Below are 25,877 nucleotides of genomic sequence, written 5' to 3'. Positions count from 1 at the left end.
ATTACCTGATGGTTACGAGAGAGTATGAGCCGAGCAACTGGCTTACCCTATATTAGAACGTATAGAGCGATAAATAAATCGCTCCATGAATAAGTTAGTGACAGTGTTAAATTATTTTAAGTCATGGTTAAAAAAATCAGCCATTATAGGGGTCGAGCTCTATCATAGACAAGTAGAATTATTGACGCGCCGTTATGCCATGCTCAGTTGCTGCCCCGACTACCCATTACCCCTACCAAGCTATCAAAGCTATCAAGGCTTACTCAATACGTAAACCAATAATCGCGGGAATACCTTGACGAATAATTTCAATGGTCACTACGCCTTTTTTGGGCAATGACGAAATTGCGCTTGAAAAATCCGTGACCTTTTTAATCGGCTTTTGGTGAAAATTGGTAATCACATCACCTGCCAACAGACCTGAACGCGCCGCCAATCCCGTTGGGTCAACTGTGGTGACCAAAATACCTGTCGTATTATCCACTGCGATTTCTGCTTGCTCATCGGCGGTCAAGTTACGTAAACGCAAGCCTAACTGCACCTCATCATTCTGCTGATCGCCGCCTTGTGCTCTCACATCATTGGGCGCATAAGTGAGTTTGCCGCTGATGGTCATCTGCTTACCATTACGCTGAATCTGTGCGCGGAAGCTATCGCTCGGTTTGGCACGATTGAGCAAGTTTAATAAATCTGAGGCGCGCATAATTTGCACTTCATTATATTGCAAAATGATATCGCCAGGTTTTAGACCAGCTTTTTGTGCAGGTGAGTCTGGTGATACTCTTGTCAGTAGCGCACCTTGAGGACGATCTAGATTATAAGCTTCTGCTAAATTGCGATCGATGTCTTGCGGATAAATACCTAAATAAGCACGCACCACTTCGCCATCGGTTTTTAGCTGCTCGTAAATATCCATCGCCGCATCAATCGGAATGGAAAACGACAGACCCATGTAACCACCTGTACCACTAAAGATACGCGAATTAATACCAATCACTTCACCGCGCTGATTAAATAGTGGACCGCCTGAGTTACCAGGGTTCAATGCCACGTCTGTTTGGATAAATGGCACGCTGGTATCGCGTGAAAAACTGCGTGATTTAGCACTGACAATGCCCGCCGATGCTGAGTAATCAAAACCAAATGGCGAACCAATAGCTAGTACTGGCTCCCCTACTTTCAGAGCATTCGAGTCGCCGATAGGCAAAGCGGGAAATTGGTTGCCCGAGACTTTTAGCACTGCCACATCAGAGCGCTCATCACTACCAACCAAGGTTGCATCAAGCTCCGTTCTATCGTTAAGAGTAACAGTGATTTTATCAGCGCCCTCCACCACATGATGGTTGGTTAGCATATAACCATCGGCTGTGACAAAAAAAGCCGTGCCATAAGCATGCTCAATTGCTGGCGTGGCAGCCTGATCAGGAATACGTAAACGATCACCAAAGAACTGCCGCAACAATTCGGCTGTTTGGGCTTGGGCAAGCTCAGCCTCGCTGACGGTCTTGGTGACATTTACGCGGGCAACGGCTGGGGTAACTTGCTGTACTAATTCAGAAAAATCCGCCGTGGTGACGACAGCTTGAGCGCTCGCCATGGCGGTGGCAGTGACGCCAGTAACCATCGAGGTACTGACAGCAAGCACCAGCGCACTACGTTTTAACCAATGCGGCACATAAAACTTAGATTGCGATGTAAGCGTATTGATAGGCATGTTGTCCTCCATATAAGTAATCATTGTTATTTTTAATGGTTATGTTTAGGCTACTATCGCTAGTGACGTGTATACGATGTTTTAATTTTAACCAAGTCCGTATATGACAAACGTTGCATCGGCACTGAATGTTATGGCGGCCAACCTTTTTAGTCGCCATCTAGTCGTTTATTAGATTACTGTTTTTTATACCCTTATGCCATCGACCATTCACCTTTCCTTATATAAACACCCCAAAACAATGATAATCCTCGTTAGGTGCATGATAAAGACGGCTACTGTATGATAAGTCATCGTGCTATTTTGTCATTATTTCAATCATGAAGGATAACCCAAGGCGCGATTATTTGACCCAGTTATTGTATGTTTTTACTACTGCACACTGATATCGTGCTAGATACGGCCTTGCTCAGCATGAAATAAAAGCATGTTATGATAGCAAGCCAAATAACTTTTTAAGCAAACTAAAGTCTATAATTAATCATTATTGACTATTGTTTTATAAAGCTGGCTATTATCACCCTTATTTTTCATCTTTTGCATCACTAGAATAATGCGATGGTCGATTCAAGATAAATGGATAAAAAAAGTCGCGTGACAGTACTATCAATAATAGACTGAGCGAGCTTGATGCCATATACGATTTATATAAGATTGACGATTTTTCTAGCAATGCTTTTGTCTTTACTACTCTATAGTAGTTATATCATATCTGGCTCATGTTGTGATTCATGATGGATACCATTGTCGTCGCTTACGTTTCATAGAGATGTGTCTCTATAGCGAGTAGCGTCAACTTATTACTATACTACTGGCAGCCGCGACTCCAAAAAAGCGGTTGATAGCTATAAAATACGACAAGATTATAAAAGGATCAATTTATGGATACCGCCCTATTATTATCTGGCGTGGTTGGGATTGGCATTGCTGCCCAATGGTTGGCTTGGTATTTAAAGCAACCGTCCATTTTATTTTTATTACTGATTGGCATTATCGTGGGCCCAGTGCTGGGAGTCTTCGATCCTGACTTGGTTCTGGGAGAGCTGATGTTCCCCTTCATCTCTTTGGGCGTGGCGATTATCCTATTTGAAGGCTCGCTGACGTTAGAGTTTGACGAGATTAAACAGCATGGCACCGTGGTGCAAATGCTGGTGTCGGTCGGTGTACTTATCACCATTGCTATCGTGGCGTTATCGACTTATCTCTTATTCGATGTCGATCCACTGATTGCTTTGCTGTTCGGTGCGCTCGTGTGCGTCACGGGTCCAACGGTGATTATGCCGCTATTACGTAGTGTGCGTCCCAATAAGACGATCTCTAATATCCTCAAATGGGAAGGTATCATCATTGACCCAATCGGCGCTATTGCCGTGGTTTTGGTCTATGAATACATCATCTCAGGCGGCGAAGCCAGCAGTATCTTATTGTTTGCCAAAATCGTGGTATTAGCGACAGCGATGGGTATGGCAGGCGCTTGGCTGCTTGCCTTCTTGATGCGTCGGCATATGATTCCTGAATTTTTACGCAATGTCTTTACGCTCGCTTTTGTCTTGGTGTTATTTTCAGTATCGAACCATTTAGAGCATGAATCTGGGCTATTGACAGTCACCGTGTTGGGCGTGGCATTGGCGAACTGGCCAAAATTCCCACGCGATACGATTTTAGAGTTCAATGAATCTTTAACCATCCTTCTTATCTCTGTGCTGTTTATTATCCTTGCAGCACGTGTAGAGCTGGAAAGCTTACTTAGCGTGGGTTTCGCAGGTCTGGTGTTACTTGCTATCGTCATGTTTGTGGCGCGACCCTTATCCGTTTGGGCATCGTCTATTGGCTCAAACTTAAAGACCAATGAAAAGCTGATGATTAGTTGGATTGGGCCACGTGGTATCGTCGCTGCGGCTATTTCATCGTTGTTTGCGATTCGTCTGCAAGAGTACGATATTCAAGGTGTTGAGCTGCTCGTACCGTTAGTATTCATGGTCATCATTGGTACGGTCATGATTCAGGGCTTGGGGGCGAAAATAGTCGGCAACTTGCTGGGCGTCCGTGAGCCTGAGACCAATGGCATTCTTATCGTCGGCTCAAATCCCATTGCGCTTTTGGTAGCAACTTCTCTAAAAGACCAAGGCTTTGATGTCATCGTCGCACACAATAACTATACCAATATTGCCCGCGCACGCATGAGCGGTCTACGTACTTATTTTGGCAATCCCATCTCTGATCATGCCGATCATCATCTTGACCTGATCGGTATCGGTCGTCTGTTTGCCATGAGTATGGACAAAGAGATGAATACCTTATCTGAGATTCATTATCGTCATGAATTTGGTGAGCGCAAATTGTACCGTCTCAAGTTCAGCGACGAAAAGGTCAAAAGCGAGCGCGATGATAAGCAAGGCAACTTCCACTCGCAGTGGCTGTTTGGCAAAGACGTCACCTATACCAAACTTGCCAGCATGCTGTCGAAAAAAGCCCGTATCAAGATTACCAATATCACCGACAGCTACAGCTTTGAGCAATACAAAGCCGACAATAAGCAATTCGTGCCGCTGTATACAATCGACAAAGAAGGCAAGCTACACGTCATTACCGATAAGTTTGATGGCATCGTGCCACGCGATCGCAAGCTCATCTCACTGGTAGTGGAAGATGAAGTACAGCCAAAACCTGTCGACGTGACACCTAAACAAGAGCAGGCGCGACTGGCAGCTGATGCTAACTTTGAGTCCAGCTCAAAAGCACCTGAAAAGCGTAAAGAAAAAGAGCTGAGCGATGATAGTGTTGATGCAACAGGACAATCCACTGCCACTGATAGCGACAGCGCTAAAGAAATAATTGCTGAGCAGAAAATCACTGAGCAGAGAGTCGCTGAGCAAAATGCAGATACTGAGGTATCAAACCATTCAAGCAGCAGTGCTGGAACTAAAACCACGCCAGACACCTTGAATGACAAAGTAATAACGTCAAAAGATAAGTCTATTGACGTCGTTAATAAAGGCGTCATATCAGCCAACTCGACAGCGACTTCGAAGGCAATTCCTAAAAATAAGGTGTCTAACAATAATAGTACGAATGGTAATGGCAACGCACCTAAAACTAAGAAGGGCGCGCTTGATCCAAATCGTCTACCCGACTCTGGTCAAGATAATACAACCAATGCAAGCTTCGATGGCGATATTACTAAAGGCGATATCACTAAAGACAATATTAACAAAGACAATGTTCAATAAATTTCAGATAATAAAGCTGTGAATAAACAGGATAAATGATCATTGCCACAGCTTTGATTTAACAAAGTTTTGACAATATCTTGATGACTGTTTTGATACTTTATAGAATATAACAGTTTATAGAACACAAAAGCCCCAACGCAATGTTGGGGCTTTTTATTTGGCTAGGTGATGGCTTTATAAAATCCGTTACGAAACATCAACTCTGCCTTGTACCGTCTGCCATACTCGCGCGCCCACCTCATCGGCTGTGCCTGATGCGTCAATGCGCTGTATCCGTTCGGGGTGCTGAGTCGCCAGCGTGTTAAAGCCTTTATGCACCCAAGTAAAAAACTCGGTCGCTTGCTGCTCAAATCTATCAGCGGCGCTACGTTTATTAGCGCGTGTCATACCTTCTAATACGGGCAAATCCAGCCACAATGTCAGCTCAGGTAGTTGCGGCACAAACTGCTCGATAAGTGATTCAATTTTGGCTCGTACCACCGCATCGCCATGTGCCCGCCCAAAGCCCTGATAAGCAATGGTAGAATCGGTAAAACGATCGCATATTACCCACGTCCCACGTTGTAACGCTGGCAAAATCACTTGCTGCATATGATCGCAGCGCGCCGCAAATAGTAGCAATAGCTCTGTATCATCATTGATGTCGGTCGCAGGGTCCAATAATATAGCGCGCAAACGTTCTGCAAACGGGCTACCACCCGGCTCACGGGTATGCAGATACGCAATATTGTTATCGTCTAAGCGTGTGCACAGCTGCTCAATGGCAGTCGTTTTGCCTACGCCCTCAGTACCTTCAAAACTAATAAAGCGCCCTTGATTGAGTGCGATATCATTGATGTCATTGCTTGCTTTGGGCTGACTTGCTTGCGACTGGAATATTTGAGATACATGGTCTTGTATAGATGCTGACATGATATGACCTTATGTCATTGATGAGCGTTATGTCGTTATGTAGACAGTTGCATAACGCTCATTTCTCGATAGGTTTTGAAAAAAGATAGAGGATTAAATTACTGCGGCGGGGTTTGTGATTTTTTCTCACGCATGACACCGAGATATTCTTTTACCGCTTGATTGTGCGCCGCCAAGCTATTGGTAAATTTGTGCCCGCCATTACCCGTCGCTACAAAGTACAATGCGTCACTATCTGCTGGATGCAAGGTCGCTTCGATAGAGGCAGCCGATGGTAGCGCGATAGGTGTTGGCGGTAGGCCATCAATTTGATAGGTGTTATAAGACGTTCTTTCATCAATGTCTTTACGGCGAATGTTGCCTTCATAGCGACTGCCCATACCATAGATGATGGTCGGATCGGTCTGCATTCGCATGCCTTTATCTAAACGATTTCTAAACACCGCAGAGACCAAAGGACGCTCTTCTGCCACACTGGTTTCTTTTTCGATGATAGAGGCCATCACTAACGCCTCATAAGGCGTCTTATAAGGCAAATTGGGCGCACGATTTTCCCACGCTTCAGTCAATACTTGCTGTTGACGCTTATATAAATCGGTCAGTACCTGCTTATCAGTGCTGCCTTCACCATAATAATAAGTATCAGGGGCAAACCAGCCTTCAAGATTGTGATTGACGATAGGATCGCTACTATTGATCACTTCATTTGGCAATATACCGACCAAATCCAACGCTTGAGCAATACCAGCATTGTCTCTATCATTGCCACTATCGTCGGTCAGCACCTCTTTTTTGATGCCTTTATTGTCCCTCAATGTTTGATATAAATCTTTAGAGGTTTTGCCTTCAATGATTTGCACTTTTACCATCGATGCTTTTACCCCTTGCCCAAGTATATGTAGCGTTTCAGCAAAGGTAGGGTTTTCTGGTAATTGATAAATACCAGCATGTAAGGGGCCATCGACTTGTGTTTTCATATAGAGCTTGGCAATCGTGGCAGAGAACAGCGGGATTTGCTGTTGCCACTGCGGCAGTAAGCCGTAATAGCTCTGACCCTGCTCAATGGTGACCATTTGCTTTGGCTGCTCAATCCGCCCAAACAATGTCTGATAGACCATCACTAAGAAAAACGCAGCGATAAGCCCCAGTACTAGCAACACTTGATAACCACGCTGCATAAAGAACGATTGATTATCCGCTTTATATTCGCGTGGCTTAGCCGCTCCACTGATGAGTGACACATCTGTCGCTGGCGTTTCCTCTACCCCATCGACTGCTGGTTGCGCGTCAGGTAGTGTGGTATCGACACGCTCCTCAACACTGCTATCTGGTTTATTCGATGGCGTTTCATTAGGGCGTTCAGGAGGCGTTTCAGATGTAGGCTTGCTCATGGCAACTCGCGAGGCAGAAGTTTGCTAGAATTTAGCACTGAACCGTGCGATTTTCAATGGTATTTGCTTAGCTTATGAATTATCTTGGTATTTACGCCTGCTGATATGGGCTAATATTTCTACCTTCTTTTGTTGTTTTTCCTTTTCTTTAATAACGAAAACTGGTTATGAACCTACATTTTAATCAAAACCTTGCCAAAAATTACAGGTCGCCTAGTCAAATCATTAGAGTACTCAGTGAAGATTGGGTTGCTAAGCAAAGTTACTGCCCTAATTGCGATGCTCAACCATTGGCGGAATTTACTAACAATCAGCCTGTCGCTGACTTTTATTGTGCAAATTGTAATGAGCAATATGAGCTAAAAAGTAAGCAAGCAAAATTAAGCAACATTATCAATGACGGCGCTTATGACACCATGATTGAGCGTATCAATAGCGACAATAATCCAAGCTTTTTCTTTTTAACCTATTCGCCAGAATATAGAGTTAATAACTTTTTAATCATCCCTAAGCATTTTTTTAAACCGGATATGATTGTTAAACGCAAACCTTTATCAGCCAATGCTAAACGTGCAGGCTGGGTTGGTTGCAATATTGATTTGCGACAAGTACCCGAATCAGGCAAAGTATTTTTGGTGAAAAACCAGCAAGTCATACCACGCGATAATGTCACCGAGCAATTTCAAAAAACCTTGTTTTTACGCGAGCAATCTACGACCTCACGTGGTTGGACGTTAGATGTTTGGCAATGTATTGATAAACTGAACGTTAATTTTTCTCTCAATCAGGTTTATGCTTTTGCTGAACTATTAAAGCTTAAGCATCCCGAAAACAATCATATTAAAGATAAAATTCGTCAGCAGCTACAAGTGTTACGTGATAGAGGCATTATTGAATTTATCGGTCGCGGGCATTATCGAAAATTATATTAAACGTTTCTCATTGAAGCGTTCAGGTCTTGGTTGCCCTTTATTATTACGGTAGACATCTGCAATTAATTCCTCTCTATCGTCCCATAAAGGTAAACGTGCCGTTGCAACTAAACGGCCATGAAACTTATGCGGTGGATACTCTCCATCAATTTCATCATTGATTTTAAAAAAGTGCTCTTCTCGATAATCGACGTAAGCATGCATTCTATTTTTAACATAGTTATTCCAATACCAGACCAGCTGGATAGCTGTACGCGCGGGCTGAGTAAACTGCTTTAAGTTAACTGTCAGCGCACGTTTTACTGGTTCGTCGTTAGGAAAAACTCTAATACGTTGCTCGATAACTTCTTCTCTTGTTTCTGCGTACTCAAACACACCGCCAAACGCGATAAACTTTTTAAAGTCTTTCAAATACATAACACCGAGCGACAATTCAGTGAATCTTGATAAATGAATAATTTCATCAGGTTGTTTTTTTGCTAATTTGCAAATCTCATCAAAAATTAATAGTCGACGGATTTGTAAAGGTATTCGTTCATCTTCGTAGATGTAGTCCATGGATATCTCTCCTTATCAAAACACTATCATTGATCGATTTTCCTTATCGCACAAGTCTACGTAACAAAAGACGATCACTTCTTTTTAAGCGCCTTTGCTAACCTAGAATATATAAATACTCAGGAAATTTTGATAAGCGTATATCGGGGATAGTAATGATGAAAGTAGATAAAAAACTGAAGAGAGCCTTTCAGATAGAGATTGTCGAGACGTTGAATAATATCGTGGAGGTTAACGCAGAGAACGAGCAAGAAGCACTATTAAAAGCGCAAGATATGTATCACAATGAGGAAGTTATTTTGTACCCAGATGACTTTATTGATACCAAGTTTAATATTTTTAAATACGATTAGAATCGCTCAAAATCTCACCATTTCACCCGATAATAACGTCAGGCTACTCATTGGCATGACACCACGCAGCGCATTGCAAAAGAATAGCTGGCTTAACTGTGGCAAATCCTCATCTTTTAATGATCTGATAATGACGGGATGTTTGCTAGTCGATAACGCATCGATAAGCACTTGCCGCATCACGCCAGCGACGCCCGCTTGCGCCATCGAAGGTGTATGCCATTGACCTTGGTCTAAATAATTCGGATCATTTTTATTGATGTCTAAATGGCTTGCGGATTTTGAGGATTGCTGCTCTGATAATTGATAAAAGACATTGCTCATCGTACCTTCAACCCAACGACCACTCATATCTCGTAGCAGCCCCTCACTGATGCTGGGTTTGATACAGTGTTCCAATACTTGGGCTTTGATGCCTTGTAGCTCACCACTTGCCAGTACATTATCAAGGCGATTGAGGCTTTTGAGTCCTGCTAATGGTGGCGGTAAGCAGGCAAGCTGCGAAGATAGGCAAATGGCAGAACTGATAGGCTGCATCGGGATTGAGCACCCATCAGGCAAGCGTAATTGCTCAGTCGTAGTGACGGTCATCGCAGAGGATTTTAGCCAAATCTCACAAGCGCTACCAGATGTGGTTGGCACATAGCCATAACCACGGACATCTTGCACGGCGCGAGTCACCATCAGCTTCAGCATGCCTTGTTGTAGTTGCTCGGCATGCGTCTGCAATAGAGCCATGACAGAATGACTGTCTAATTCAAGTTGTAAAGCTTCGGCATGGTAAACAAGGCGCTGCTGATGATGAGCCAACCACAGTATCTGCCCATCGATGACCCCCATCGTGGTAAAAAATCCATCGCCATATGCCAACCCACGATTGTCTAATGAAGCAGTCGATACGGCGGTCTGCTTGTCTAGTGAAGATAAACAGACCCAGCTATTTGATGGCTGCATCGCTTACTTCTTATCTGTTTGGGCAGCAGATTTATTGATGACCAGCATACAGCTATAGAACTCACATTTTGCCAGTTCTATTTTTTGACCACCGATGACTTTATTTTTGATAATTTGACCATTAAGCATATCAGAAATCAGTTGTCCGCCCTCATCACCCATCAGTTGGCGGGCAAGCTTATGCGCTTTTTCGGCATGGTTTTGGCTTATCTCTTTTTCTTTATCAGAGTCAGTAGGATTGGCAAAGTACCAGCCCAGTTCGAGATACTTTTCAGAATCAATCAAATCCAAATACGGCGCATCGGTATCCATAAAGCGATATTTGGCGGCTGGATTACTGGCATAGTCGAGGCTGTTCTCATCAGTGCTCATGACCTTACCAAAAGTCGCCTTGATCTCATCTAAATTATCGACATTCAGTGACGCTACATTTTTAGTGCCCCATCCCGCAACGTCATATTTCACTTGTCTACCTTGCTGAGCAGTAGCGCCGTCTAAATCGGCGTTCGGCGCAGCATTGTCCTGTACTAGCGCATCGTCAGCGACGGTTTGCTCGCTCATATCGGCATCTTTTTGGGCGTCGTCTTTACTGCTATCACAGCCACTGAGCGACACACCGACTGCCATTATCGTACCGACTAAGAGGGTCTGTAGGCTATTATTCCACATGGGCAATTTACTCACACTTTTAGATGATTCTCAAAATAGTATTAACGAGCAGGCAGATAGGCCGCTGATAATGGACATTATGTTTTATAAACAAGCGTTCTTATACTTGGTATTGTATGACTCAGTTTGTTATGTCCGTTTCATATGACTTGGTGTTTGACAGTTCAGTTACTGATAGTTATGCAACTGCCAAAATATCAATATAAAATTTTCATGCTCTCTAGTTTACCCAACTGCTTAACACTTGACCACCCTTTACGTTACGGATAACGCTCCCAGACAGTACAGATTTGTTAAAGATATAATCTGTCAAAAAACCTACCTATTCAAGTATTTACTCGTTAGACCACCGATTTGTCAAATATAGCGTTATCCCTTATGATGATTGTATATCAATGCCCTTCTACTGATCAATTTTTGCCTCTTACCGCAAGCAGACCCATTATGACCCAGCATTTTATCGTTATCGGCAATCCCATTGCCCACAGCAAATCCCCTGAAATTCATACGTTATTTGCAGCGCAGACGGGTATTGAGATTAGCTATCAACGCCAATATTGCCCCGATGATGCAGCCAGTTTTACCGCGGTGCTTGAGGCATTTTTTCAGGGCGGCGGCGTTGGAGCCAACGTCACTGTACCTTTTAAACAAATCGCTTATGACTGCTGCGCGGCGCGCGGTGGTTTATCTGAACATGCCAAGGTTGCGGGCGCAGTCAATACGCTGCTACTAAATAAAGCGCTGGTGAAAAGTGGCGTGCCGATCACCGAGGCATTGTATGGCGATAATACCGATGGACAAGGACTGGTCAATCACATCGTAAGTTTGGATTGGCCATTGAATGGTGCTCGCGTGGCACTCATTGGCGCAGGCGGCGCAGCACGTGGGGTGATATTGCCATTGATTGAAGCCGGTATCGCACATCTTACGATTGCCAATCGCACGCTGAGCAAGGCAACAGCGTTAGTCACTGAGCTTAGCGCGGCAAGCACTGCTATTCATGAGCAGCAGATTGAAACTTGTCGCACGACTGAATTGAATGGACAGTTTGATATTATCATCAATGCGACTTCTATTGGTTTATCAGCAGATACGCTACCACTAAGCGACACGCTAAATGGTGACTATGCTTATGACATGATGTACGGACGCACGCTGCCGTTTTTGCAGCATTTTTCTGCACGTGGCGCGCAGATTTCTGATGGCTATGGCATGCTCATCGGGCAAGCAGCGCTAAGTTTTGAGCGTTGGACAGGTCATACGATCGATGTTGTGCAAGCGACTGAAACGCTACACAGTCGTTAATCGAAAATTGACATAAAAAAAGTCGCATGAACTCAGCTCATGCGACTTTTTTTAATACTTTATTTCAAACGTACTGGTGGTTTGACACTCATCAATTAGCCAAAGCGCGCCAGTAGCCAGTTTTCGATACGCCGTAGCGGTATGCGTAAGTTGGTTGAATGCATCACTAGTCCGCCGCTCAAACCCACCAAGCAGCCAATCACGGTATCAAAAAGGCGCGTGCGAATCACTTCTTGATAGGCGGACTCAGAAAACGGTAGGCCACTGCCGTATTCTGCAATAAATATCGTCAGCGGCGTGATAAATATGACTGCCAAACCATAATGTCGATCCACCAACGTCTCGATACAAAGCATCATCGTCAGTATCGCCAGTGCCACCCCCCATATTGATAATCCCCAAGACAACATCCAACTCGCCAAAACCACGCCCAATACTGTACCAAGTAAACGATGTATTTGCTTAATCCACATGGTACGCAAATGAATACCTTGGATAATCAAAAAGCAGCTAACTGCTGCCCAATAGGGGTTGGACAGCTGTAAAGTGACAGCGATGAGTAAGGCTAAACTGACAAAACTGGCGACAATCAAACTTTCAGTAATGGTATCTGGCTCGTAGCTATAAGTAGGCGTCGGCGTCGCTGGGCGCGTTGCTAATAAAAACAACGAATACAGCAATGCCATCACTAAAGCAAAGCCACTGCCAAGCATCACCAGTCCAGTTGCAGGCAAAATGTCTTCCAAAGGTAGCGGTATAAATAGCGCAATAGCACCTGCCATCATCACAAACAGTCCCGCTGGCGGTGGCTGACGATAATAACGTCCAAAAATCACAATACCAAACGCCATGAGCGTAAATATTGGCAGTTTTAATAGCGGGACTTGCTGAGCAATTAGACCGAGCGCAAAGCACAGCGACATGGCAAAACCCCAAGCCATCACCGTCACCAATCGATACGGCAGCTTGCCCACTAACGGTATATTCAAAATAACCATCGCCCCCAAGGACGCTTTAATGCCTGACGATAAAGCACCAAAATAAGCGCCCACAAACACGGGGAAGCTAATCGCAATCGCCGCGATAATTGGCATATGCCACGGTCTCTTACTACGGTCCACTGTCAGCAGATGCGCCAGCTCCCCATCAATTAAAGCCTTTATGCGAGCAAATAACGCTGTCAGCCAAGATGCTCGCGTTGCCTCACGCTTGGATGCGCTCATAATTGGCTTTCCTTATATCGTAAATGCAGTTAAAAAATGTTTTTCTGATACGGTCACATCTATCATAGATAGCTACTTAACCACAGACACTAATAAAAATCGAATTCATCAATACATAAATTAATGTTTTGATTTAAAATATTAATTATGAATATTAGTTATTAGTTATATATTTGTCGCTATAGAAGATTTATACTGACAGTAACGCCGCGACAGCTGTTTTTTATCAAGGATGCCTTAACGGCAATCAAAATGGATGAGCTGTTTTTGATAAATCTGAATGACGAGCCGTGATATCGTCTATTCTTACCCCAAATGATTAAACACCCTTTTACATGAAACGTGGCTCAAATACCGAGCTAGCCATTTATGATAGCGAATAACTAAAGAGAGCGACTATGTTAACTTACAAAGCACCTTTACGTGATATCAAGTTTTTAATAAATGATGTTTTCGACTTTCAAACTCATTATAAAGATTTGGATAATGGCGAAAATGCCGATCCTGAAACCGTTGATATGATTCTTCAAGGGATGGCAGATTTTGCTGAAAATGTCTTAGCGCCTTTATATCAACCAGCAGATGCTGAAGGTTGTCATTTTGAGAATGGTGTGGTCACAACCCCTAAAGGCTTTAAAGAAGCTTATGATCAATTTGTAGAAGGCGGCTGGCAAGGTATTTCTTACCCTGAAGAGTACGGCGGTATGAACTTACCGACCTCATTGAATCTTATCAAAGCTGAAATGATCGGTACGGCGAACTGGCCATGGGCAATGTATCCTGGTCTATCAACTGGCTGTATCAATACCATTATGCAATATGGTACCGATGAGCAAAAAGAAACCTACTTGCATAAATTGGTCGAAGGCTCTTGGGCTGGTACCATGTGCTTGACTGAACCACAATGTGGTACGGATTTGGGTCAGGTTAAGTCTAAAGCCATTCCACAAGATGACGGCTCTTATAAGCTTAGCGGTACTAAGATTTTCATCTCAAGTGGTGAGCATGATTTAACGGAAAACATCGTTCATATTGTTTTAGCACGTTTGCCAAATGCACCAGAAGGCACACGCGGTATCTCATTATTTATCGTACCGAAATTCTTGCCAACTACTGAAGGTGAAATTGGCGAGCGTAATGGCGTGACTTGTGGATCGATCGAACACAAAATGGGCATTAGCTCATCGGCTACTTGTGTCCTAAACTTTGATGATGCCGTTGGTTACTTAATTGGTGAACCGAACAAAGGTCTAAAAGCTATGTTCACCTTTATGAACACAGCCCGTATTGGCACTGGTATCCAAGGTTTGGCGCATACTGAATTGTCATTCCAAAACGCGCTGCCGTATGCAAAAGATCGCCGTTCTATGCGCACCTTATCAGGCACAAAAGAGCCTGAAAAAGTTGCTGATGCTATCATCAACCATGCTGACGTACGTCGTATGCTATTGACCCAAAAAGCCTTTGCCGAAGGCGGTCGTTCGATGATTTATCATTCTGCGCGCTATGCCGATAAAATGGCACAAGGTATCATCAATGGCGATGATGAAGAGTTTGAAAAATGGGATGATAAATTGGGTTTCTACACACCAATCCTAAAAGGCTTCTTAACTGAGCTAGGCATTGAAGCGGCCAAACACGGTCAGCAAGTCTATGGCGGTCACGGCTATATCAAAGAATGGGGCATGGAGCTAATCGCTCGTGATGCTCGTATCGCCACCATGTACGAAGGTACAACTGGTATTCAAGCATTGGATTTACTCGGTCGTAAAGTGATCTTGCAGTCTAAAGGCAAAATCATCCGTGATTATACCTCAAGCATCATGAAATGGTGTGGCGAGTATGCACTTGATAAAGACATGCGTAAATTCGTTTGGGCACTCACCAAGCTATGTGCTGAGTGGAATACATTGACTGTCCGCTTGATGCTAATGGCACGTAAAGATCGTGAAATCATCTCTGCTGCATCAGACGATTTCTTGATGTACTCAGGCTATGTCATGATGGGTTATCATTGGGCGCGTATGGCAGCAGTCGCTTATGACAAGCTAGAAAACGGCGGCACTGAATCCCCAGAATTCTACAAAGCTAAGATCCAAACGGCTGAATTCTACTTTGATAAGTTGTTACCACGTACCTCGGGGCATGCCGAAGCCATGGTTGCACCAAGTGACAGCATGACAGCAATGAAGATTGAGAACTTTGCTTTTCTAGACTAAGTTTTTTAGAATAAGATAGCATCACAATTAAGCAATAATCAATAAAAAAAGCGCCTAGCATGTAGGCGCTTTTTTATGCTTAACTAAAAGTACAGACGTTCTCATTAAAGCCTATCGACAATAAATATACATCATAGATGAGGGTTAATGAGTAACTTATTATAGATAAATGGCCATTTTAGGAGCCAATAATGTTATCCATTGATCATCAAAAAACTTCTTTAGCCTCATTATCTATACGAGTGCTACTGCTCAGTACGGCACTGATCAGTTTTAGCGCAACTAGTGCTACGGAGCTGGCTAAAAACCCTGACACTCCTATTAAATTTGCCAAAGGCGCGATCAGTAGTACGGTCACTGGCAAATTAAGCCCCAATGAAGATGAGCGCTGGTATCGCTTTGATGCCACCAGCTGGCAATATGCCGTTATTAATATTGCACCACTTACTGGTACGCCTGAGACAGCCAATGTCGGCGTATTACATATGCCAAACGGTACGCAAGATGGCAGCAAAGGCGGTATCGTGTATCAAGGCTGCCTACCCGCAACCGAACAATATCGCTTACGCATTGCCCGAAATTTGATGGCGACTGAAGGCAAAACGGCTGGTTATAAGGTTGAGGTAATGATATTACCCACATATGCCAGTAAATCGCTATGTGAATACTTATAACGATTGATGAATCATCGTTTCGGAAGATATCAGCATTTTAGCTACCCAGCATTTTTTTGTGATATACCGCGCTAATTTCTTCAACTTCCACACATATCTGTAAGGCTGCTCGCCCTGATTGCTCTGCGCCTATCTCCTGCTCTATCGCCGTCACCAGCAGCCCTGCTAGCTGATTACGAATAACTAGGTCACGACCAGTCATTAGTTTTAGATGCGCATAAATAAAGCCATACGCCTGCTCATCATCTTCAACGCCTACCAAAAACGTCTCAATGGGCACGATCCGTGCTTTAATATCAGTCGGTGTGCCAAAGTGCCCACTGTCCCATAACGCTTTATTTAACGCTTTAAGCAATGATTCTTCATGAGCAATACTGACATTGGGCGTCATTTGAATGGTTAGATGTGGCATGAATATGTCCTTATAAAATATGAGTGAGGGAGTAAAATATTAGCCATCGTTTCAGGATTGATTGAACAGCCCGTCAGCGGCAACGATTTTTAGTCATCAGTAACTTTTTAGTCATCAATAATAGTACTAAAGCAAGCAGCAAGGGTCTCAGCTAATTGTGCTGGTGGCAGCTCAATTTCTAAACCACGGCGACCACCGCTGACATAAATCGTTGTCTGCTCTGCAGCCGAGCTGTCTATGATAGTCGGCAAGCGCTTCTTTTGTCCCAATGGGCTGACGCCGCCTAGCACATAGCCCGTACTACGCTCTACCTGCTTAGGATCCGCCATTTGCACTTTTTTGCAGGTCAGCAATTTATTCGAAGATAGCGCCTTAGCCGTTTTTTTAAAGTTTAACGTTTTATCTACGGGTAAGATAGCAACGGCAAGCGCACCAGTCTCTGTCGATACCACCAAGGTTTTGAACACTTGTGACACATCCACGCCTAGCTTTTCTGCCGCCTCTAAGCCAAAAGAGGCGGCATTACTGTCATGGACATAGTCGTGTAATTGATATTTCAGAGCGCGTTGTTTGGCAAGATTAATCGCTGGTGTCATAATATTTCAGCTTATATCAATGATATTAATGGGTAGATTTAAACATAATTACTCTATAGTGACTCTTGGTTGTCGCCGAACTATTATTGCGCTAAATACATTAACTTTCAATTATTTGAGCTTATTAAGAGCGGCTTAACTCACTATATAGTAACCAGACCGTATTAATATTAGCAGTATATACAGACACTATATATCGCTTTGATGGCTTTTATGGCATCATAAGCGCAACATATTTGACTATTTTTGATACTGATTATGATACCGAAGTTCTTAAAAAAACGGATTTTTAAAGCGCCAGTCACAACCGACAGCGCTTCTAATACTGACGTCAATCCAATTGCCCCCAAGCCTTATTCCAATGCGCCGATTAATCAAATTTATCGCAAGCTATCGGGGCAGCTACTCGATGTCGCTGTTAAACCTAAGTTATTGGGTGAATTACCTGAGTTCGATACAGACGATCAAACGCTAAGATTTTATGTGTTGCAAGATTATTCACGCTCCAACAGTATTTTGATTGACCTGCAGACGCAAGAGCACAATCTACCACCAGCATTGGTTGGGGTACATGATGCCGCCCATAATATCAAAGAAAACGCAGCCATCATATTTTTGAACCATCCAAGCGCCAAAGACAGTCAGCTATCGCCGCGCCTGTCACGTTTGGTGTCTGCTGTTTTGCAACATCCAGAGCTAAAAGTACGTTTGGTGCCCGTCTCTATTTTATGGGGACGCGCTCCAGAAAAAGAGGATTCACTGTTTAAGCTGCTGACCGCTGACAACTGGCAAGACCCTAGCATCACCAAGCAGCTCTTTAATATCGGAGTGATGGGACGTGACACCTTTGTACAGTTCCATCCACCTCAAGATCTACGTACCCTTATCAATGATAGCCTTAAAGGTGATGAAGAAGGGTTTTCTATTTTTGATTCGCTAGCTACTGATTCAAAAGAGAACTTTATAAAAGAAAGCTCTATGAAAGAGAACTCCATAAAAGAAGGTGATGTAAAAGAAAATTCTGCAAAAGACAGCCATTTAGACATCACCAGTAGCGTGGGCGATGCCGACGAAGCACCAAACTATGCTTTGGTAGCGACCGCTGACAGCAATCGTGAACTGGTCGGTATGCTACAGCAGCGGCTTACGGTTTATTTAGACAAGCAGCGTGCCAGTATGCTCGGTCCTGATTTATCAGACAGACGCAACTTAGTAGACAAGCTAGTGTATTCACCAGCTATCAAACATGCGATAGAGGCAGAAGCAGTAGAATCCGGTATCAGTGTACGTGAAGCCCGTGTCTTGGCTAAAGGTTATGCCAATGAGATGGTCAATGACTATTCACATTCCATCGTGCGCGGTTTTTATAAGTTTTTAACGTGGTTATGGACGCAACTCTATGATGGCGTAGAAGTCCATCATTTTGAGCGCGTACGTGAGCTTGCAACTGACTATGAGCTGGTTTATGTGCCTTGTCATCGTAGCCATGTCGATTATCTATTGCTATCTTATGTCATCTACAAGCGTGGTCTGAGCATTCCTTATGTCGCTGCTGGTGACAACCTAGATGTACCCGTATTGGGGCCATTATTACGCGGCGCAGTTGCCTTTTATATACGTCGTAGCTTTCGTGGCAATGCACTTTATACCGCCGTCCTCCGCGAATATATGCACACCCTTATTACACGTAACACACCGATTGAATACTTTATCGAGGGTGGTCGCTCGCGTTCAGGACGTTTATTACCACCGAAGATGGGCATGCTAGCAATGACAGTGCACAGTCAATTACGTCATTCTGAGAAGCCAGTGGTTTTCATTCCGACTTATATCGGTTATGAGCGTATTATGGAAGGTGGTACCTATGTTGGTGAGCTAAAAGGCAAGCCAAAAGAATCTGAATCTTTACTAGGCTTACTCAAAGTTGGTCGTAAAATTGAGCGTATCTTTGGTAATGTACATCTAAGCTTTGGCACACCACTGCATCTTAGCGACTTTATGACAAAATTCGATGTGCCAGCCAATAGCTTGCCGACGGATCGCACCGATACCCCGCTCGATGATAAAGCCAGCGCGATGGTCGATAACATCGGCGTCAAAATCATGCAGCACATCAATAAGGCGGCGGTTGTGACGCCCGTTTCGTTATTATCATTGGTATTATTGTCAGCGCCTAAAGCTGCTCTAGATGAAACGATATGCCGCGAACAAATTGCCCTCTATCAAGGTCTTGCTCAGCAGCTGTCCTACTCAGATGACACCGTCATTACAGATATGAGTCCGCAGCAAATCATTGATTATGGTATCAAACTAAAGCTCATTGAACGTACGCCGCATATTTTAGGTGACATCATTCAGATTGCCGGCAAGCAAGCGGCATTGCTCAGCTATTTCCGTAATAACATCCTTCATGTCTTTATTCTACTGTCTTTTTTAGCCGCCTTAGTGGCGCGTAACGGTCGTATCGAACGCAGTCGTTTGGACAATATTGCTAAGCAACTCTATCCATTTTTACAAAGCGAGCTGTTCTTATATTACCCAGCACATGGCTTGGCTGATACCTTAAATAAAAAAGTCGACAGCCTACTCTCGCATGGTCTAATTGTCGAATTGAGCGATGGCGTACTTAGTGTCCCTGAATCAAACAGCAAATGCTATCAGCAGCTGCAAGTGCTAGCGACGCCTGTCGGACAGAGCCTTGAGCGTTACTTTATGACGCTTGCCCTACTCGCCCAGCAAGGCTCAGGCAATCTAACCGAAAGCGAAGTCGTTGATCTGTGTCATCTGCTGGGTCAGCGCTTATCTGTACTATATGCAGATGATATTCCTGATTTCTTTGACCGCGCCTTATTCACCAGCTTCATCAGTGCCTTGACTCGTCTCGATTACTTGCAAAAAGATGATGAAACCGGCGTATTGACCTTTGATCATCGTATCAATGATATTGCTCGTCATGCTAAGTACGTGCTAACGCCTGACATGATGCAGATTTTGCAGCAAGTCGCCAGCTTAGATGAAGAAGAAATTACTCATGCGATTACTGAGATTAGTAATAAAAAGCAGCGTAAATTTGGGCGTAAGCGTTAATCTGCAACCAGCTATAATATTTAATGAGCTAAACTGAATATATCGAGCAAAAAAAGACCTCTAATTGATTAGAGGTCTTTTTTTATCTTCAAATTTGAAATTTCTAAGTAGCTGTTTTTTTAAAAAACTATCTTTTAAACAACAGTCCTAAGTCGAAATCTTTTTATATTTCATGCGCTTAGGAGTGGCAGCATCACCCATCGTCTTTTTGCGATACGTTTCAAACTCAGAATAGTTACCATCAAACCAAACTGGGCCTTCATCTTCGAACGCTAAGATATGAGTCGCGATACGGTCAAGGAACCAGCGATCATGCGAGACGACCATGACCGTACCTGGGAAGACCTGAATCGCATCTTCTAGCGCACGTAAGGTTTCAATGTCCAAATCGTTTGACGGTTCATCAAGGAGCAATACGTTCGCGCCCTGCTTCAATGTCTTCGCTAGCTGTAAACGGTTACGCTCACCACCTGACAATTGACCGACGTGCTTTTGCTGATCTGAGCCTTTGAAGTTAAAGCGACCGATATAAGCACGACTTGGCGTGGTGTAATCGCCAACCGTAATAATATCAAGACCGTCAGACACTTCTTCCCAAACGGTTTTGCTGTCATCTAAGTTGTCACGTACCTGACCAACATAGGCAACTTTGACACTTTCGCCCAAATCGACTGAACCGGTATCTGGCGTATCACGTTCGGTAATCATGTTAAACAGTGTGGTTTTACCCGCACCATTTGGTCCGATGATACCGACGATAGCACCCGCTGGCACGTTAAAGCTTAGGTTTTCATAAAGCAGACGATCACCAAATGATTTGGAAATGTTATTCACTTCAATGACTTTATTACCTAAACGTGGACCGGGCGGAATATAAATTTCAGCGGTCTCATTGCGCTGTTGGAACTCTGTTGAGTTCAGCTCTTCAAAGCGCTGTACACGAGATTTAGACTTGGCTTGTTGACCTTTTTGGTTTTTACGAATCCAATCCAGCTCTTTTTTCAGTGCTTTAGCAAATGATTCTTCTTGCTTATTCTGCTGCTCTAAACGGGTGTTCTTTTGCTCGAGCCACTCAGTATAGTTGCCTTCATACGGATAACCATGGCCACGATCTAGCTCCAAAATCCACTGAGCGACGTTGTCTAGGAAATATCTATCATGGGTAATGGCAACGATTGTACCGCTGTAGTTCTGCAAGAACTGCTCTAGCCATGCAACAGACTCGGCGTCCAAATGGTTGGTCGGTTCGTCAAGTAACAGCATATCAGGGCGTGACAATAGTAAACGGCATAGTGCTACACGGCGTTTTTCACCACCAGACAGCTTACTAACATCCGCATCCCAAGGTGGCAGACGTAAGGCATCAGCCGCTTTTTCGAGCTGGGTATTTAAATTATGGGCATCCCACGCTTGGATGATGTCTTCCATCTTGCCTTGTTCTTCAGCAAGCTTATCAAAGTCAGCATCAGGCTCAGCGTATTCAGCATAAATGGCATCTAAACGTGCGAGCGCATCTAAGGCTTCACGCATACCGTCTTCGACGTTACCACGTACGTCTTTGCTGTCATCAAGCTGTGGTTCCTGCGGCAGATAACCAATTTTGGTGCCAGTTTGCGCGCGTGCTTCACCACTAAATTCAGTATCCACGCCAGCCATAATGCGTAGCAAGGTTGATTTACCTGAACCGTTAATACCCAAGACACCAATTTTGGCACCTGGAAAAAATGATAAGTTAATATTTTTTAAAATTTCACGCTTAGGCGGAACAAGTTTTGACACGTTGTTCATCGTGTAAATATATTGAGCCATTAACACTCCGATAGACTGCATAAAAGAGGCAAGCGAATCATACTTGGCAATGATGCCAAGCGTGCTGCACCTCAAAATCAGGGTTACAAATTATAAGCCATTATCGCATTGTGGCGCATACCCTGCAAGCCAACAGATTGTTTTAACGATTGTTTTACGGCTTTTGTCACAGAGTACTCAGCTTTCTAGCTAAAAGCGGTAACGAAACCTACTATCGAACCGTTTCGCTTAACATTCTGACTTATAACTGTTTTATAAAGACCACAAAAAATAGCATCAAAACTTTCGCAAATTTAATCAATAGCCGTTAGCATGTTAGGATATCTTAACAAAGGTACTGATAATATGACCAACGGCTATCATCCTGAAATGATTCAACATGCATTTATCGATTTTATTGGATCACACTTACAGCCGTTTTGGTCTTTCACTGTCCCAAAGCTGCGCCTTGTTGCGCGGTATACACTTAGCGATGACTTAATAGCGCTCAGATTTGAGACTAATCATGCTTTTCGACGGCAATTACTGGGTTCGCAACGTGGTTGGCAGGGTGGTCAACATCTTAACTTAAGCGTTCTTATTGAAGGTGTGTATCATCAGCGCAGCTATTCATTATTAGGTTTGGCGCACCAACCGCTCCTCTGGTGGCACGACATTACTACTGGCAACAGTATTAATAGTGGCGCTCGCAAAAAGCAACCACCTTATCTTGCGGTTACTATTGCTATTAAGCCACAAGGCTTGGTTTCGGATTACTTAACCAAACATATAGCACTTGGCAGTGTCATCAACAGTAGTGTTCCCAGTGGCTCTTTCACTTTGGCACAAACATCTATAACGGTACAGACAACATCAGCTGCCGAAAAATCTGCTTCTTTATTATTTATCGCGGGTGGCAGCGGTATTACGCCCATGTTAGGACTCATCACGCAAGCACTGGACAACGGACATCAGGTGACGTTGCTATATTACAGTCGCACTGAAATGCTCCCGTTCGAAAACCAATGGCAACAACTGAGCATAGCGTATCCAGCTTTCACCTATCATCTGGTCAATACCGAGAAATCTGATACTTATTTGGCTGGCAAGCGACACTTGAGCGTAGACAGTTTGTTGGCATTAAACCTACCACTGGCAGATACGCAAATATTTGCATGCGGGTCACAGGCTCTGTTGACTGGCTTATATAAAGCAGCGGCAGAGATAACCTTACCGCACAATAAAAACCTGCGCGATAATATCATTGTAGAAAACTTTGGTCATGCGTCGCCTGATTTCAATTTTGATAACGAACAGGCGCTCGATAGAAAAAAACACGCAGCACAACATACTGTTTATTTACGGGCGAGGCAACGGCAGTTTGACAGTAGCACGACATTATTGAATGCCGCAGAGGACGCAGGAATTCGCTTAGCGCATGGTTGTAGACAAGGTATCTGCCAGTTGTGTCGCTGCAATAAAGTCAGCGGTGTGGTCAAAAATATTCACACAGGAAAAATGAGCAGTGATGGTTATGAATCTATTCAAACTTGCATCAACATTGCCATGACTGATGTGGTGCTAGATATTTAGCAACACGGTGATAAAAATAAATACTCATAACGGCTCATAAGATAGAAACACAGCCTGCTGTTACCTTATAGCCTACGGTAAAAACTTAAACAACTTATTGAACCGAATCCAGTACCGACTATCCGTACCATTTCGGTTAAGGATTATTTATGCGCTTGCTACCACCCGTCACTACGGCACAATCTGCTGTACCCGTTTTGACCCCACTAACTGATGCAAAACAGCAGAAAGCAAAGCAGTTGACTCGCTACCCAACGTTGACAGGAGCGCCCTTACCAAAGGCGCAATCTGATGCCCTCTCTCATGAATTAAATGTGCTTTACCGAAGCGTGATGGATTCATTAGGTAGTGATGATGCACGATACATTAAACGAGTGTATGCCGCGGTAGTCTATAGTGAGATGACAGCGCGTGGCTTACTGGCAGCGGCTGGATGCATGCAGTCAAAACGTAAAATGGTCGCGACTTGGTTATTGGGTACCTCACTACTGAGTCTCAGCAAAATCCTAAATAATATGGAGCTTGGGCATAATGTCATGCATAGTCAGTATGACTGGATGCAGCACCCGTATCTCAACAGCCAAAAGTTTGATTGGGACATTGTCTGTCCTGCCCCATTGTGGCAACACTCTCATAATTACTTGCATCATACTTTTACCAATATCGTTGGTCGTGACCATGATGTTGGCTATCACTTAATTCGCGTGACTGATGAGCAACCTTGGACGCCAAGCGATCGCCATAATATATTTAAAACAGCGATATTGGCTCTAGGTTTTGAGTGGGCGGTCGCCTTTCATGATATTCAAATCAGTGTCGACGAATACGTGGACTCCCCTGATCGACACCAAACCATGCAACAGAAATCTCGTGCATTATTTGCCAAAATCGCTCGGCAAGTAGGCAAAGATCATATTGTACTACCCACGTTAGCAGGGCTGACATTAGGTCGAGGTAGTGCTATGACCACACTGAGCGGTAATGTTACTGCCAATATCGTTCGTAATCTATGGACATGGGCGGTGATATTCTGTGGACACTTTACCGAACAAGCCCATATCTATACCTATCTCGATGCTGATGAGACTAAAGGCGACTGGTATGTGCGTCAAATTCTGGGCTCCAGCAATATTCAAGGCGGTAAGCTGTTTCACATTTTGACGGGTAATTTATCGCATCAAATCGAGCACCATATTTTCCCTGATATGCCAGCCAGTCACTATGCTCGTATCGCACCACAATTACAGGCGATATGTCGCAAGTACAATCTACCTTATAATACTGGGCGCTTTGGTACACAATTCCGGCAAATGCTAGGACGTATCCGCCACTTTAGCAAGCCAAGTGCTGAAGAATGGCAGTCTTATTTACACTCACAAACTACGTCAATCGCTGAAACAAATCATGCCGTAACAGAAAGACCAAAAGAGCTGCCCGCTATACGTGGATTAGGTAAATATCTTCCCCCTGTCATGCGCCAAGCCTTATTTTATGCTTGATGTGCAGCTCATATGGAAACCACTGGTCGACCCCTTTAGTCTTAACATTTACTCTATCGACTCTTACGCTAAAGAACTATAAATGTGAATCGAAAGGACTCATACTTTAGTGAATAATCTATTCGGTCATTCAAACTCTCTTCATTTAAAAATACGCTTGATCCATACTAAAAAAAACCAATAATATTTAATGATAATAATCAATAATAACGGAGAATATCCATGAAAAATCAAAACTCTGAACAAAACCTAACCATCACCCATGATGAACAGGCTAAACGCTTTGAGACCTCCATTGACGGTCATACTGGCTATATTAGCTATCAAGAGCGTGACGATACATTAGTTTATGATCATACTATCGTACCTCAGGAGCTAGGCGGGCGCGGTATTGGCTCAGCATTGGTCAAGCATGCCCTCAACTATGCTCGTGAACAGAATAAAAAAGTGATACCACAGTGCTCATTTGTCTCGTCATATATCAGCAAACATCCTGATTACCAAGACTTGCTATAGTCCACTCTTTAGCAATAAGCCATAGAAAATGCAGTATGCTAATAAGCGTCATAATTTCTTTAGGAATATTTTAAGCATTTATTATGGTTCAGCTTGGCTAATAAAATTGAAGCATTAATACGCTACTACCCTCCTATTTATTTGCTATCTACCCTCGTATATTTATCTTTGAATATATGGCAAGATAGCAAATATAGGCGGGTTTTCTGACCTATAATGGCAATAGGATGAAAGGTCTTTATAATGATG

20 protein-coding genes are annotated in these 25,877 nt (G+C 43.6%); 10 read left to right on the top strand and 10 right to left on the bottom strand.

Annotated elements, in window-relative coordinates; all coding sequences use genetic code 11:
• Nucleotides 1–259: 259 nt before the first annotated feature.
• Nucleotides 260–1,624, bottom strand: a complete 1,365-nt coding sequence (locus AK822_RS00990; RefSeq protein WP_416202329.1) for a Do family serine endopeptidase — start codon at nucleotides 1,622–1,624, stop codon at nucleotides 260–262.
• Between the two features lie 971 nt (nucleotides 1,625–2,595).
• On the opposite strand from AK822_RS00990, the gene AK822_RS00985 reads away from it, so the two are divergent.
• A complete protein-coding gene (locus AK822_RS00985) occupies nucleotides 2,596–4,944 on the top strand; it encodes a cation:proton antiporter (RefSeq protein ID WP_060490246.1) in 2,349 nt (782 codons plus the stop codon).
• 189 nt (nucleotides 4,945–5,133) lie between these two features.
• Here AK822_RS00985 and tmk read toward each other — a convergent pair whose 3' ends face one another.
• A complete protein-coding gene (tmk, locus tag AK822_RS00980; protein ID WP_087945518.1) occupies nucleotides 5,134–5,859 on the bottom strand; it encodes a dTMP kinase in 726 nt (241 codons plus the stop codon).
• 98 nt (nucleotides 5,860–5,957) lie between these two features.
• Nucleotides 5,958–7,250: an endolytic transglycosylase MltG gene (gene mltG, locus AK822_RS00975; RefSeq protein WP_060490245.1), complete on the bottom strand. Its 1,293-nt coding sequence runs from the start codon at nucleotides 7,248–7,250 to the stop codon at nucleotides 5,958–5,960.
• Between the two features lie 167 nt (nucleotides 7,251–7,417).
• On the opposite strand from mltG, the gene AK822_RS00970 reads away from it, so the two are divergent.
• Nucleotides 7,418–8,182 (top strand): DpnI domain-containing protein, encoded by a 765-nt coding sequence (locus AK822_RS00970; RefSeq protein WP_060490244.1) that lies wholly within the window; start codon nucleotides 7,418–7,420, stop codon nucleotides 8,180–8,182.
• On the opposite strand, the gene AK822_RS00965 is transcribed toward AK822_RS00970, so the two are convergent.
• On the bottom strand, nucleotides 8,174–8,740 hold the full coding sequence (locus tag AK822_RS00965; protein WP_060490243.1) for a hypothetical protein: 567 nt from the start codon (nucleotides 8,738–8,740) through the stop codon (nucleotides 8,174–8,176). The genes AK822_RS00970 and AK822_RS00965 overlap by 9 nt on opposite strands.
• 158 nt (nucleotides 8,741–8,898) lie before the next feature.
• On the opposite strand from AK822_RS00965, the gene AK822_RS00960 reads away from it, so the two are divergent.
• Nucleotides 8,899–9,093, top strand: coding sequence for a DpnD/PcfM family protein (locus tag AK822_RS00960; RefSeq protein WP_055123619.1), 195 nt, complete (start codon nucleotides 8,899–8,901; stop codon nucleotides 9,091–9,093).
• 6 nt (nucleotides 9,094–9,099) lie between these two features.
• Here the strand turns inward: AK822_RS00960 and AK822_RS00955 are convergent, their stop codons facing one another.
• Together AK822_RS00955 and AK822_RS00950 are read right to left on the bottom strand one after the other, a co-directional pair.
• Entirely contained in the window at nucleotides 9,100–10,047 is a 948-nt protein-coding gene (locus AK822_RS00955) for an aminotransferase class IV (RefSeq protein WP_060490242.1), read from the bottom strand.
• Between the two features lie 3 nt (nucleotides 10,048–10,050).
• On the bottom strand, nucleotides 10,051–10,716 hold the full coding sequence (locus tag AK822_RS00950; protein ID WP_060490241.1) for a hypothetical protein: 666 nt from the start codon (nucleotides 10,714–10,716) through the stop codon (nucleotides 10,051–10,053).
• Nucleotides 10,717–11,160: 444 nt separating this feature from the next.
• Here AK822_RS00950 and aroE point away from each other — a divergent pair, with 444 nt between their 5' ends.
• Entirely contained in the window at nucleotides 11,161–12,021 is an 861-nt protein-coding gene (aroE, locus tag AK822_RS00945) for a shikimate dehydrogenase (protein ID WP_060490240.1), read from the top strand.
• A 95-nt stretch (nucleotides 12,022–12,116) separates the two neighbouring features.
• Here aroE and AK822_RS00940 read toward each other — a convergent pair whose 3' ends face one another.
• Nucleotides 12,117–13,244 carry an FUSC family protein gene (locus tag AK822_RS00940; RefSeq protein WP_060490239.1) on the bottom strand — a complete coding sequence of 376 codons (1,128 nt, stop codon included), beginning with the start codon at nucleotides 13,242–13,244 and terminating at the stop codon, nucleotides 12,117–12,119.
• 398 nt (nucleotides 13,245–13,642) lie between these two features.
• Here AK822_RS00940 and AK822_RS00935 point away from each other — a divergent pair, with 398 nt between their 5' ends.
• Together AK822_RS00935 and AK822_RS00930 are read left to right on the top strand one after the other, a co-directional pair.
• Nucleotides 13,643–15,463, top strand: coding sequence for an acyl-CoA dehydrogenase C-terminal domain-containing protein (locus tag AK822_RS00935; RefSeq protein ID WP_060490238.1), 1,821 nt, complete (start codon nucleotides 13,643–13,645; stop codon nucleotides 15,461–15,463).
• A 191-nt stretch (nucleotides 15,464–15,654) separates the two neighbouring features.
• The gene (locus tag AK822_RS00930; protein WP_060490237.1) at nucleotides 15,655–16,137 is read left to right on the top strand and encodes a hypothetical protein; all 483 of its coding nucleotides are present in this window, start codon (nucleotides 15,655–15,657) and stop codon (nucleotides 16,135–16,137) included.
• Nucleotides 16,138–16,174: 37 nt separating this feature from the next.
• Here AK822_RS00930 and AK822_RS00925 read toward each other — a convergent pair whose 3' ends face one another.
• Both AK822_RS00925 and ybaK read right to left on the bottom strand, forming a co-directional pair.
• Complete coding sequence (locus tag AK822_RS00925; protein ID WP_060490236.1) at nucleotides 16,175–16,549, bottom strand: 5-carboxymethyl-2-hydroxymuconate Delta-isomerase; 375 nt, start codon at nucleotides 16,547–16,549, stop codon at nucleotides 16,175–16,177.
• 107 nt (nucleotides 16,550–16,656) lie between these two features.
• Entirely contained in the window at nucleotides 16,657–17,145 is a 489-nt protein-coding gene (gene ybaK, locus AK822_RS00920; protein WP_060490235.1) for a Cys-tRNA(Pro) deacylase, read from the bottom strand.
• Between the two features lie 258 nt (nucleotides 17,146–17,403).
• Between ybaK and plsB the strand changes: the two genes are divergently transcribed.
• The gene (plsB, locus tag AK822_RS00915; RefSeq protein WP_060490234.1) at nucleotides 17,404–20,232 is read left to right on the top strand and encodes a glycerol-3-phosphate 1-O-acyltransferase PlsB; all 2,829 of its coding nucleotides are present in this window, start codon (nucleotides 17,404–17,406) and stop codon (nucleotides 20,230–20,232) included.
• Between the two features lie 147 nt (nucleotides 20,233–20,379).
• Here plsB and ettA read toward each other — a convergent pair whose 3' ends face one another.
• Nucleotides 20,380–22,041 carry an energy-dependent translational throttle protein EttA gene (gene ettA, locus AK822_RS00910; protein ID WP_045443195.1) on the bottom strand — a complete coding sequence of 554 codons (1,662 nt, stop codon included), beginning with the start codon at nucleotides 22,039–22,041 and terminating at the stop codon, nucleotides 20,380–20,382.
• Nucleotides 22,042–22,386: 345 nt separating this feature from the next.
• Between ettA and AK822_RS00905 the strand changes: the two genes are divergently transcribed.
• The 3 genes from AK822_RS00905 to AK822_RS00895 all read left to right on the top strand — a co-directional run bounded on the left by AK822_RS00905 (nucleotide 22,387) and on the right by AK822_RS00895 (nucleotide 25,628).
• Nucleotides 22,387–23,613 carry a flavin reductase family protein gene (locus AK822_RS00905; RefSeq protein ID WP_060490233.1) on the top strand — a complete coding sequence of 409 codons (1,227 nt, stop codon included), beginning with the start codon at nucleotides 22,387–22,389 and terminating at the stop codon, nucleotides 23,611–23,613.
• A gap of 149 nt (nucleotides 23,614–23,762) precedes the next feature.
• Nucleotides 23,763–25,112, top strand: coding sequence for a fatty acid desaturase family protein (locus tag AK822_RS00900; protein ID WP_060490232.1), 1,350 nt, complete (start codon nucleotides 23,763–23,765; stop codon nucleotides 25,110–25,112).
• A 222-nt stretch (nucleotides 25,113–25,334) separates the two neighbouring features.
• Complete coding sequence (locus tag AK822_RS00895) at nucleotides 25,335–25,628, top strand: GNAT family N-acetyltransferase (RefSeq protein WP_060490231.1); 294 nt, start codon at nucleotides 25,335–25,337, stop codon at nucleotides 25,626–25,628.
• Nucleotides 25,629–25,877: the final 249 nt, after the last annotated feature.

The sequence above is a fragment of the Psychrobacter sp. P11F6 genome, assembly GCF_001435295.1.
In the GTDB taxonomy this organism is placed as follows: Bacteria; Pseudomonadota; Gammaproteobacteria; order Pseudomonadales; family Moraxellaceae; genus Psychrobacter.
The sequence above is the reverse complement of the archived record's forward strand: the minus strand, read 5'-3'. Positions and strand labels throughout refer to the sequence as shown.

Bases quoted from the DNA above. Each gene is read 5' to 3' on its own strand.
- AK822_RS00990 (WP_416202329.1), bottom strand. From the start codon at position 1,624: ATGGTTACTGGCGTCACTGCCACCGCCATGGCGAGCGCTCAAGCTGTC.
- AK822_RS00985 (WP_060490246.1), top strand. From the start codon at position 2,596: ATGGATACCGCCCTATTATTATCTGGCGTGGTTGGGATTGGCATTGCT.
- tmk (WP_087945518.1), bottom strand. From the start codon at position 5,859: ATGTCAGCATCTATACAAGACCATGTATCTCAAATATTCCAGTCGCAA.
- mltG (WP_060490245.1), bottom strand. From the start codon at position 7,250: ATGAGCAAGCCTACATCTGAAACGCCTCCTGAACGCCCTAATGAAACG.
- AK822_RS00970 (WP_060490244.1), top strand. From the start codon at position 7,418: ATGAACCTACATTTTAATCAAAACCTTGCCAAAAATTACAGGTCGCCT.
- AK822_RS00965 (WP_060490243.1), bottom strand. From the start codon at position 8,740: ATGGACTACATCTACGAAGATGAACGAATACCTTTACAAATCCGTCGA.
- AK822_RS00960 (WP_055123619.1), top strand. From the start codon at position 8,899: ATGAAAGTAGATAAAAAACTGAAGAGAGCCTTTCAGATAGAGATTGTC.
- AK822_RS00955 (WP_060490242.1), bottom strand. From the start codon at position 10,047: ATGCAGCCATCAAATAGCTGGGTCTGTTTATCTTCACTAGACAAGCAG.
- AK822_RS00950 (WP_060490241.1), bottom strand. From the start codon at position 10,716: ATGTGGAATAATAGCCTACAGACCCTCTTAGTCGGTACGATAATGGCA.
- aroE (WP_060490240.1), top strand. From the start codon at position 11,161: ATGACCCAGCATTTTATCGTTATCGGCAATCCCATTGCCCACAGCAAA.
- AK822_RS00940 (WP_060490239.1), bottom strand. From the start codon at position 13,244: ATGAGCGCATCCAAGCGTGAGGCAACGCGAGCATCTTGGCTGACAGCG.
- AK822_RS00935 (WP_060490238.1), top strand. From the start codon at position 13,643: ATGTTAACTTACAAAGCACCTTTACGTGATATCAAGTTTTTAATAAAT.
- AK822_RS00930 (WP_060490237.1), top strand. From the start codon at position 15,655: ATGTTATCCATTGATCATCAAAAAACTTCTTTAGCCTCATTATCTATA.
- AK822_RS00925 (WP_060490236.1), bottom strand. From the start codon at position 16,549: ATGCCACATCTAACCATTCAAATGACGCCCAATGTCAGTATTGCTCAT.
- ybaK (WP_060490235.1), bottom strand. From the start codon at position 17,145: ATGACACCAGCGATTAATCTTGCCAAACAACGCGCTCTGAAATATCAA.
- plsB (WP_060490234.1), top strand. From the start codon at position 17,404: ATGATACCGAAGTTCTTAAAAAAACGGATTTTTAAAGCGCCAGTCACA.
- ettA (WP_045443195.1), bottom strand. From the start codon at position 22,041: ATGGCTCAATATATTTACACGATGAACAACGTGTCAAAACTTGTTCCG.
- AK822_RS00905 (WP_060490233.1), top strand. From the start codon at position 22,387: ATGACCAACGGCTATCATCCTGAAATGATTCAACATGCATTTATCGAT.
- AK822_RS00900 (WP_060490232.1), top strand. From the start codon at position 23,763: ATGCGCTTGCTACCACCCGTCACTACGGCACAATCTGCTGTACCCGTT.
- AK822_RS00895 (WP_060490231.1), top strand. From the start codon at position 25,335: ATGAAAAATCAAAACTCTGAACAAAACCTAACCATCACCCATGATGAA.